This is a genomic window from Maribacter sp., assembly GCF_049667165.1.
GTDB lineage: Bacteria > Bacteroidota > Bacteroidia > Flavobacteriales > Flavobacteriaceae > Maribacter_A.
This window is the reverse complement of the sequence record NZ_JBATHS010000193.1, coordinates 1-8,855: the sequence shown is the minus strand read 5'-3', so window position 1 is coordinate 8,855 and position 8,855 is coordinate 1. Positions and strand designations below refer to the sequence as shown.

10 protein-coding genes are annotated in these 8,855 nt (G+C 41.2%); all 10 read right to left on the bottom strand.

Going from position 1 to position 8,855, the window contains the following annotated elements; translation table 11 throughout:
* On the bottom strand, window positions 1-536 hold a 536-nt coding region (locus tag WBM98_RS09910), incomplete at its 3' end, for a response regulator (protein WP_424365862.1).
* Window positions 529-2,460 carry a histidine kinase dimerization/phosphoacceptor domain -containing protein gene (locus tag WBM98_RS09905; RefSeq protein WP_424365861.1) on the bottom strand — a complete coding sequence of 644 codons (1,932 nt, stop codon included), beginning with the start codon at window positions 2,458-2,460 and terminating at the stop codon, window positions 529-531. The genes WBM98_RS09910 and WBM98_RS09905, both read right to left, overlap by 8 nt.
* Before the next feature lie 85 nt (window positions 2,461-2,545).
* Window positions 2,546-2,743: a hypothetical protein gene (locus tag WBM98_RS09900; RefSeq protein ID WP_424365860.1), complete on the bottom strand. Its 198-nt coding sequence runs from the start codon at window positions 2,741-2,743 to the stop codon at window positions 2,546-2,548.
* A gap of 26 nt (window positions 2,744-2,769) precedes the next feature.
* Window positions 2,770-3,099, bottom strand: a complete 330-nt coding sequence (locus WBM98_RS09895) for a hypothetical protein (protein WP_424365859.1) — start codon at window positions 3,097-3,099, stop codon at window positions 2,770-2,772.
* 130 nt (window positions 3,100-3,229) lie between these two features.
* Window positions 3,230-4,078 (bottom strand): aldo/keto reductase, encoded by an 849-nt coding sequence (locus WBM98_RS09890; RefSeq protein WP_424365858.1) that lies wholly within the window; start codon window positions 4,076-4,078, stop codon window positions 3,230-3,232.
* A gap of 9 nt (window positions 4,079-4,087) precedes the next feature.
* Complete coding sequence (locus tag WBM98_RS09885) at window positions 4,088-5,329, bottom strand: murein hydrolase activator EnvC family protein (protein WP_424365857.1); 1,242 nt, start codon at window positions 5,327-5,329, stop codon at window positions 4,088-4,090.
* A complete protein-coding gene (locus WBM98_RS09880; RefSeq protein ID WP_424365856.1) occupies window positions 5,319-6,104 on the bottom strand; it encodes a DUF4292 domain-containing protein in 786 nt (261 codons plus the stop codon). The genes WBM98_RS09885 and WBM98_RS09880 overlap by 11 nt, the downstream gene beginning before the upstream one ends.
* Before the next feature lie 3 nt (window positions 6,105-6,107).
* On the bottom strand, window positions 6,108-7,034 hold the full coding sequence (locus tag WBM98_RS09875) for a tetratricopeptide repeat protein (RefSeq protein WP_424365855.1): 927 nt from the start codon (window positions 7,032-7,034) through the stop codon (window positions 6,108-6,110).
* Between the two features lie 147 nt (window positions 7,035-7,181).
* The gene (dut, locus tag WBM98_RS09870) at window positions 7,182-7,616 is read right to left on the bottom strand and encodes a dUTP diphosphatase (RefSeq protein WP_424365854.1); all 435 of its coding nucleotides are present in this window, start codon (window positions 7,614-7,616) and stop codon (window positions 7,182-7,184) included.
* The coding region (locus tag WBM98_RS09865; RefSeq protein ID WP_424365853.1) for a lipopolysaccharide biosynthesis protein at window positions 7,613-8,855 on the bottom strand (1,243 nt) is incomplete at its 5' end. The genes WBM98_RS09865 and dut, both read right to left, overlap by 4 nt.

Below are 8,855 nucleotides of genomic sequence, written 5' to 3'. Positions count from 1 at the left end.
TTCACGGTATTGACACTTATACAAAATTTTTCTGCCGTCTTTTTATAGGTAAAGCCCTTTACAAAAGCTTCCAAAACACCATATTCACGTTCCGAGAGCTGGGTTTGGTACTTTTTTTCTATGTAATTCTTGGTAAGTAAGTTGCGTTGTTGCTCCGCATTATGCTTAAATAAGGCCATTTCCAGATTCACTTTGATCGTAGTTTCGTTGAATGGCTTTAAAATATAACCATATGGCATTGTTTTTTTTGCCTTTTCCAAGGTGTCCTTATCCGAAAATGCGGTAAGGAATAAAAATGGCAATGCGTGTTTTTTTCTTATGATATGGGCCAAATCAATACCATTGAGGCTTCCCCTAATATGAATATCCAATAGAATAAGACTCGGTTGTAGGTGAGCAATAGCATCCAAGGCACGATCCCCATTCATAATGATTCCGGCGACGGAATACCCTAGTAAATGTAACGTAGAGCTTATTTCCTCGGCAATTAGGGCCTCATCCTCAATAATAAGCACGCTTGTTTTGTCATCATTCATTTTTATCCGTATTTAAGGTATCCATTATGACCTCAATTGTAGTTCCGTTTTTTGTACTGATGATCAACTCGGCCTCCAATTGTTGTGATAATGAATGGATCAATCGGGTTCCAAAAGAGTTGGCAGGAATATCATTTGGATCATAACCTATACCATTATCACGAACCATAAGGTAGAGCCCACCATTATGGCCTTTGAGCACCACCTTTAAAGTCCCATTTTTATGTTTTGGAAAAGCATATTTAAGGCTATTGGAGATGATTTCATTGGTGATCAACCCCAAGGGCACCAAGGTGTCCACATCAACAGAAATATCCTCAATAGCCATCTCCAAAGCTACCTTATCCTCTGAAACGCAATACGTGGTAAAAAGCTCTTGGCATAAATTCTTAAAATACTGTTGGGTATTTACCGAGGTAATATTCTCCCTTTGATAAAGGTCTTGGTGGATCAAGGCCATGGACCGTATTCTGCTCCTTCCCTCGTTAATGGCCTTTTGGGCAGATTTACTATCTATACTCCGTCCCTGTAAGGTCAGCAAACTACTGACCAATTGTAAATTGTTCTTCACGCGGTGATGAATCTCACGCAGCAAGATGTCCTTATCGGATAATGCCTGTGCCAGTTGTTGTTTTTGTTTAAGGTACTTTCTGGTTATAAAATAAAGCCCCACACAGAGCAGGGATACAAAGAAAAAGCCCGTACCCCCAATGAGAATGGTACGGTCTTTTTGCCCTATGACCTTTTGCGAAGATTCGTTTTTCAAGTTCAACATGGCAATCTCACTTTCCTTTTGAACCTTTTCGAACTTGGCATCTTTTTCGGTTATGGTCTCGATCAAATCGGTATTGAAGATCGAGTCTGAGATTTTCTTGTATAATTTATGGTATTTCAGCGCCGGGACAATCTCCTTTTTCGCCTCGAAAGCTTCTGACAGTAATTGATAAGAACTTTGTAGTTGGTGAAGTGATTGTCTTTCCTCATAATTTTCAAAAACCTTGTTGGCTTCCGCAATGGCCTCATCATAATTTCCCAAGCGTATGAGTACCGCAGCCAAGCTGATCCTACTTTCGGTTATGTTATAATGGCTCGATAGGTTTTCCCTGATTTTAAGGGATTGCAAATGATTTTGATACGCCTCTTGGTACCTGCCTTGTTTTTCCCGGAGATACCCCAAATAATCAAAGAAAAAACCCAAGCCCCATTGCGTATTTAAAAGGGAGTCTAACTTGCCTTGCATTCCTATATGATATTCCGCCTTTGTGAATTCCCCCCTATCCGTATAGGTGATGCCCAAGTTCGCATGTACATTCGCCTGCCCCATCGTATCCTTCAGCTCACGAAACATCTTAAGGGCTTCTATATAACGCTCAATGGCCTTATCCTCTTGATTGGTATTGTTGTAATAAATAGCGAGGCCATTGGTCGCCTGGGCCAACTTTTGTTTATTTCCTTGGGCCTTATATACATTATAGACTTCGAAAAGGTATCGCTGAGCCTTTTCATTTTGCCCCATGAAAACATTCATAGACCCTAATTGATTGGCTGTAAATGCCAAGTTGAGGGTATCTCCCGTACGGCTGAAGTAATCATGACAGATTTCGAACTGTTCAATACTCCGAATATAGTTTCCTGAAATTCTATCGGCATGGGCATCCAATTTAAGGGCCCTTATCAACAATGCACTGTCGCTATTCACGCCAAGTAAGGTCCTCAATTCGGAGGTATACGATTTGGTTTTGTAAACGGTACTGTCCTGTATTAGGGAGGTTTCCGCAGCCAACAGTAAAAGCTCCGTAAGTTGCACCGTTGGCAGGTCTTTGGATAATAGTTTATCTATACTATCTAAGCGCACATCTTGTGACCATAAGGCGAGAGGAGTGAAGATAAAGAAGAAAGCAATGCGCAGGCCGCTTCGTAACATGTGATTGTTATACAGAATTTTAAAAAGAACCCTTGTATTGCTTTTTACCATGTCATACGGCTGTGTTTCACAGTCATTCATATATTTAAAAAATAGCAAATAAATCGGCTATATTTTTTAAAAACTGTATAAACGACCTTCTTTTGTTTATGAATGTCGGTTCGGGCAACGGTTTCGACAGCAATGAATCAATTTCAAGCAGTCCTTTCAATGCCATATTTAAAGCAACGTCCTCTTGCACCGCCAATTTGATCATGGCATTCTGATGGTTGTACTTTTTCATATCGGGGGAGATTTATTGGATGAATGCTATGTATTTCTTATGGAGCGCTCATATAACTGGCCTTCAAGCTGTTCTTGGTCTATACTGGGCATAGTATCTAAAGAAATCTCAATTTCGGAAGTTTGGTTTATTATATAACCCCATAAAAACGCACAGTTCCCACATATAAACAGCAAAATTGACCATAAATAAATTTCACCGTAGGCCAATGCCAAACACGTGCCCAGAAAGGGGAAATAAAGGAACAAAGGCTTGATGGCGACCAGGGATTTTCTTCTTTTTGACCTTAGACCCTTTACCTTTTCGGTACTGATCGCCATTTGATTTTCCTGTTCTAATATGAATGCATTTTCCATGGTGTTTCCCTGTATTAATGATTACGCTACCAAAGATTGACATAATAAAACAGTTAGAAAACACCCATATGGGTGATTATCAAGCTGTAATAGGATCAAGAACCCATTACATTGAAATTATATGTGAAGTCTAAAAGTCGAATGTATCGGGATCAGGTCCGAATCTTTTACTTTTATCGAGTCCGTTCAAATAGGCCATATCGGCTTTTGACAATTCAAAATCAAAGAGTTCGGCATTTGCTATAATGCGTTCTTTCTTGACCGATTTGGGTATGGTGACCACCCCTTTTTGAAGATTCCAGCGTAAGACCACCTGGGCCGGTGATTTGCCATATTTTTGCCCCATTTGCTTTATACTGTCCAATTCAAAGATGTGGCCCTGCATGAGCGGTGACCAAGCTTCATACTGTATTTGGTGGGTATTGCAATAATCGACCAATTCCTGTTGCACCAAATACGGATGAAACTCCATTTGATTGACCATGGGTACTATCTTTACAGTTTGCAATAAATCCTCTAAATGGTGTTTTAAAAAATTACTGACCCCAATGGCCCGTACTTTCTTTTCACCGTACAACTGCTCCAAGGCACGCCAGGTTTCCTTATATTTTCCGTTAACCGGCCAATGGATCAAATACAAATCGAGATATTCCAAATCCAACCGCTTCAGGCTATCATTAAAGGCCTTGAGGGTACTTTCAAACCCTTGGTCGGCATTCCAGACCTTACTGACCACAAAAAGGGCCTCCCTGTTGATTCCGCTTTGCTTAATACCTTTGCCCACCCCTTTCTCATTCTCATAAATTGAGGCCGTATCGATATGCCTATAGCCCGCTTCGATGGCCCATTTTACCGCATTGATGACTTCCTGTCCATCTTCGGACAAATAAACCCCCAATCCCAAATACGGCATCTTTATACCATTATGTAATTCAAAGGTTCCTTGCAGGTCGGTAATTTTTTTACGTATTGCAGTCATAATAAAAGGTTATAATTGGTACACCCATTCTTCGGGATTTAAACGGGATGTATCTTGATAAAGATAGAATTTTAGGCGTGTTTGGCCATTAGACCGATTGGTATATATTTTACCCAGCTCTGCCTTGATGCCTACCTTGTCCCCTTTTTTCACATAGAGGTCCGATAGGTTATAATAGGTGCTGATATAGTTTCCATGTTTTATCTGAACCCCTTTATTACCCCCTGGGACCGAAAGTATCGCAATGACCTCCCCCTCAAAAATGGCCCTGGCCGTGGCACCTTCGTCCGTAGTTATGATTACGCCATTGCTTTGATGTTTTATTCCCGGATAAACAGGGTCGTTATAGATTCCGAAACCTTGGCTTTTTATCCCTTTTTCCACGGGCCATATAAGTTTCCCCTTATTCGCGGAAAAATTATTCGCGACCAAAGTCGCCTCAGGGGTCAATAGAAATTTTGTCGAAGACACCTTTATGGATTTACCGGCCCCTGCCTCTTTATTCGAGGCTGCAATGGCACTGCGTATCAACTTTTCGATCTGTTGATCGATTTTACGGGCTTCCCTTTTTTTCTTATCGATTGCCGAGGCATACTTACTTTCATTTTTACGAATGCTTCCCAAGAGATCCTTTTGCGACCTCATTTCTTGCATTAATTGGGCTTTGGCCCTATTGTTCGTCGCTATTAATTGGTCTTTTTCCTTGCGTTGGTTGGAAAGGTCCACATTCAATTGGGTAAGCTCATCGGTCTTGCTAATGATCTTTTCACCCTGTTCCTTACGGTACTGCGTATATTGTTTCATATACTGCATACGCTTAAAAGCTTGGTAAAAATTCTCTGAGGATAGGAGGAACATCAACCTACTTTGCTGCGACTTATTCTGATATGACTTTCGTATCATGGTGGCATACTCTTCTTTCAATGCTTTAAGATCCTCCCGTAACTTTGAGATATTACGAATATTCGCATTGATCTGTCGGTTCAACAAGTTAGATTGTTGGTTTGTGACTCGTATTAATTGCTGGCGTACATTGATTTTTTTGTCCAAAGCCTCCATCTCGTCCAACACATTGCCTTTCTCCCTTTTTTCAGCAAACAATAGGCGGTTTATTTCGCTTATTTCTTTTTGCAGTTGTTCCCTTTTCACTTCAAGGGCCTTTTGCTCATTGGTCTGGGCATAAAACGTCTGGATCGACAGTAAAGCCACGATCAATAGGAAATGTACAACTATGTTGCGTCTACAAGGCATCGGTTTTTATGTCTATCTTTTTAAAACCTTTCGGTATTTTATATGGGAAGTTCAAAGTACGGTTGAACTCGATACTTCGATAATCGATTTCGATGCTATTTTCAGAATCGCCTTCCATCGCCGTGATCACTATCTCATTGGGCAAAATCCTGTTATTGATCTTCTGATAATTTTTATAGGTAATATCCAACATACGTTGTTTTAAAGGCTGGGACAATTGCTGGTTGGAGATCATATAATTATCAGGTTCGATCCTATAGAGGATTTTGAACAGGGCCAAAGGTTTTTTTGGTTTCAGAATATAATCGGTTGCATCAAAGGAAACCTCATATTTTTCGTTCCTTAAATCGAACAGGGCCTGCCCCAAAAGTATATTCTGCAATTTTCCGAAATCGAGTTCCGTACCCAAAATCTCGCTTAAATAGGAGAAATCACCATCGAAATATTCATTCTGTAGTTTATTGTAAAACGAGACCCTATTGGGTGTAATATAGGCTTTTACCACGCCTAAGGGCGCACTCATCCAAATAGCCTTGTCTTTTTGAATGCGAAGGCTGACGGTTACACTTTTAGTGGATTCCCCATCGAAATACCCGAGCTTCATTTTACCACTCAAGGTCTTGAAGTTGATCTGATTTTGATAATGTATGCGGATGACGGACCTTGCGGACATGTTTTCCTTGACCGTGCCATCGGTAACGATTTTATTGGACTTACAAGAAAGTACAAAAAGCACAAAAACACTGCATCGTGCCCATCTAAATACGGTAGCCATAGTCTAAAACCCGGGTTTTATCATACGAAGATACATATTTGCCTTCGAAGAATTGTTCATGGCCGTATGCGCATCGACCAATTCTTGATATATCTTGTTCTCAAGCGGCACATCATCCAACATATAGTCCAAAGCAGCTTCCAAAACCTCTATGGCACCCGTATAGTTTCCTGTTCTGTTCAAAGCATAACCATTTACATAATAAAAGTAAGGTTGCGCGGGATAATCTTCCATGGCTTCCCCGCTTAACTCGGCCAACTTGGTATATTCTTTCGTTACCATTAAGTCCGCCAAACGCACCTTGAATTCTTCGATGGGATTGGCTGATTGTTCTTTATCGATAACCACATCCTCCCTATGTTCCCGAACCGCTTCTTTCTCGATGGAATCCTTGATTTTGGCCGATAGATTCTTAGTGAATTGGGAATTCCTGGTTCCTGATAGCATCGTCAGCGCTTTTTCAAAATTCTTTTGCCTAAAATAAATCAGGGCGAGGTTTTCCTTAAACTTATTGTTTTCGAGGGGTATATTAATGTCCATTTGATCCAGGGAACTGCCTTGCATTTCAATAGCGGTCACCAAGGTGTTCAGATACCATAGGTTTTCAGGTTCTGAGACTACGGCGGCAATGGCATAATCCTGCGCTACGGCATATTGCTTCTCTTCTAGATACACCTTGGCCAATTCATGGTCGACCACGGTATTGGTCCCATCGATCAATTTACATTCCAATAGCAGGTTAATGGCCTTGTCATAATTCTCGATTCCCTTTTGTTTCAAGGCTTCAAAGAAATTCTCTTGAAAGACATCGGAATAGTCCTCCAAAAACACCTCTGCACTTTCATCAACATCCATTTCCCGTACCTGCGCACTTCCCTGAAACGGAAAGGCCAGTAATGAAAAAAAGAGTATGACCAACACGTTTTTCATTTTTGGATCTTGAGATATTCTATTAATGGATTAACGGGTTAAATTTATCAATAAGTATTCCAGAGCTTCCAACTTTTTTGTTAAAACACCCTTAACGTACATTCCTTGAATGTGAATTGGGTACTATAACGTCAGGGACCTCCTTTTTTACTTTGTCCCCGTACTGCCAAAACCCCCAGCACCCCTGGAGGTATCGGATAACCGATCGACTTCGTTCCATTCCGCCCTTTCGTGCTTGGCTATGACCAATTGCGCAATGCGTTCCCCATTTTCGATGGTAAAGGGTTCGTTGGACAGATTGATCAAAATGACGCCTATCTCGCCGCGATAGTCCGCATCTACCGTTCCGGGGGCATTGAGTACCGTGATTCCTTTTTTGGCCGCCAAGCCGCTCCTAGGACGTACCTGGGCCTCAAGGCCGATCGGTAGTTCAATATATAATCCGGTCTTGACAATGGTTCGCTCCAAGGGTCGTAAAATGATCGGTTCGGAAGTCTTGGCCCTTAAATCCATCCCCGCCGAAGCCAAGGTTTCATAATGGGGCAAGCCATGGTCCGATGTGTTGATGATCTTTATCTTCATTTCTTTAAGAATATTTTTCGAAGGTTATCATTTTCAAGTTTGTAAACCACCCCTAAAAACAAAAGCAATACGGGAATGCCAAAGAACAAATTACGGTCAAAAACGTAAAACGACAAGGCCGAGAAAAGGATCGAGATTACAAGGTAAAAGGAGATTTTCCTAAAGTTGTATGGGATGGGATAATACATTCGGCCAAATACAAACGATAGCATCATCATACTGCCATAAGCCAAAAGCGTGGCCACTGCGGAAGCCATATACCCAAAATAGGGAATAAATACAAAATTTATAACAATGGTTATAATCGCGCCGATTATGGAGATATAGGCGCCTATTTTGGTTCTATCGGTAATTTTGTACCAAACCGAAAGGTTGTGGTATATTCCCAAGAAAAAACTGGCAAGTACGATAATCGGTACAATATTCATGGCCTCCCAATACTTGGGATCCCTTACGAACAGCTCCTTTAGCACATCTGCAAAAACCACCACCCCCAATAAAATGATACTTCCCAATACCACAAAATAGTTGGTTATCTGGGCATATTCCCTTTGTGGGTTGGCCGTATTTGAATGGCTGAAAAAGAAAGGTTCTATGCCCATGCGAAACGCGGTCGCAAACAATGTCATGAACAGGGCGAGTTTATAACAAGCGGAATACATACCCACCTGACTATCGGCCACATCGACCGGTAATAATCGTTCCAATAAAATCCTGTCAAAAACCTCATTTATGGTAAAGGCCACGCCGGCTACTAGAACAGGGAGGGCATATTTTAACATTTTTTTCCAAACTATTTTATCGAATACATACTTGGTCTTGACGTATAATTTAAGCATCAATAGCAGGGTTAAGGCACTCGCAATCAAGTTCGCAAGGAATATGTAGTATATTTGAAAGTCGGGGGTATACATTCGCCCCCATAAACCGACAGGGCCAATAACTGCCATCTTTGGGAGAAAGTATAGGAAAAACACATTAAGACCCAAGTTAACGACCACAGTCAATATTTTCACTACAGCGTAGCGCATTGGCTTTTCCGTGGCACGCAACCAAGCAAACGGAATAATGACCAAAGCGTCCAACGTCAATATCAAAATTGCAAATCTCAGGTATTCAGGATTGATCCCCGATGCCTGGGCAATGCCTTTTTGAAGCAATAACGCCATGACCATAAACAAAAAGGTCGTGGCTGCGATTGACAATAAAGAGGTAGAAACCACTTTTTTACGATCATCG

Bases quoted from the DNA above. Each gene is read 5' to 3' on its own strand.
- WBM98_RS09890 (WP_424365858.1), bottom strand. From the start codon at position 4,078: ATGACTGCAATACGTAAAAAAATTACCGACCTGCAAGGAACCTTTGAA.
- WBM98_RS09880 (WP_424365856.1), bottom strand. From the start codon at position 6,104: ATGGCTACCGTATTTAGATGGGCACGATGCAGTGTTTTTGTGCTTTTT.
- WBM98_RS09895 (WP_424365859.1), bottom strand. From the start codon at position 3,099: ATGGAAAATGCATTCATATTAGAACAGGAAAATCAAATGGCGATCAGT.
- WBM98_RS09885 (WP_424365857.1), bottom strand. From the start codon at position 5,329: ATGCCTTGTAGACGCAACATAGTTGTACATTTCCTATTGATCGTGGCT.
- WBM98_RS09905 (WP_424365861.1), bottom strand. From the start codon at position 2,460: ATGTTACGAAGCGGCCTGCGCATTGCTTTCTTCTTTATCTTCACTCCT.
- dut (WP_424365854.1), bottom strand. From the start codon at position 7,616: ATGAAGATAAAGATCATCAACACATCGGACCATGGCTTGCCCCATTAT.
- WBM98_RS09900 (WP_424365860.1), bottom strand. From the start codon at position 2,743: ATGAAAAAGTACAACCATCAGAATGCCATGATCAAATTGGCGGTGCAA.
- WBM98_RS09875 (WP_424365855.1), bottom strand. From the start codon at position 7,034: ATGAAAAACGTGTTGGTCATACTCTTTTTTTCATTACTGGCCTTTCCG.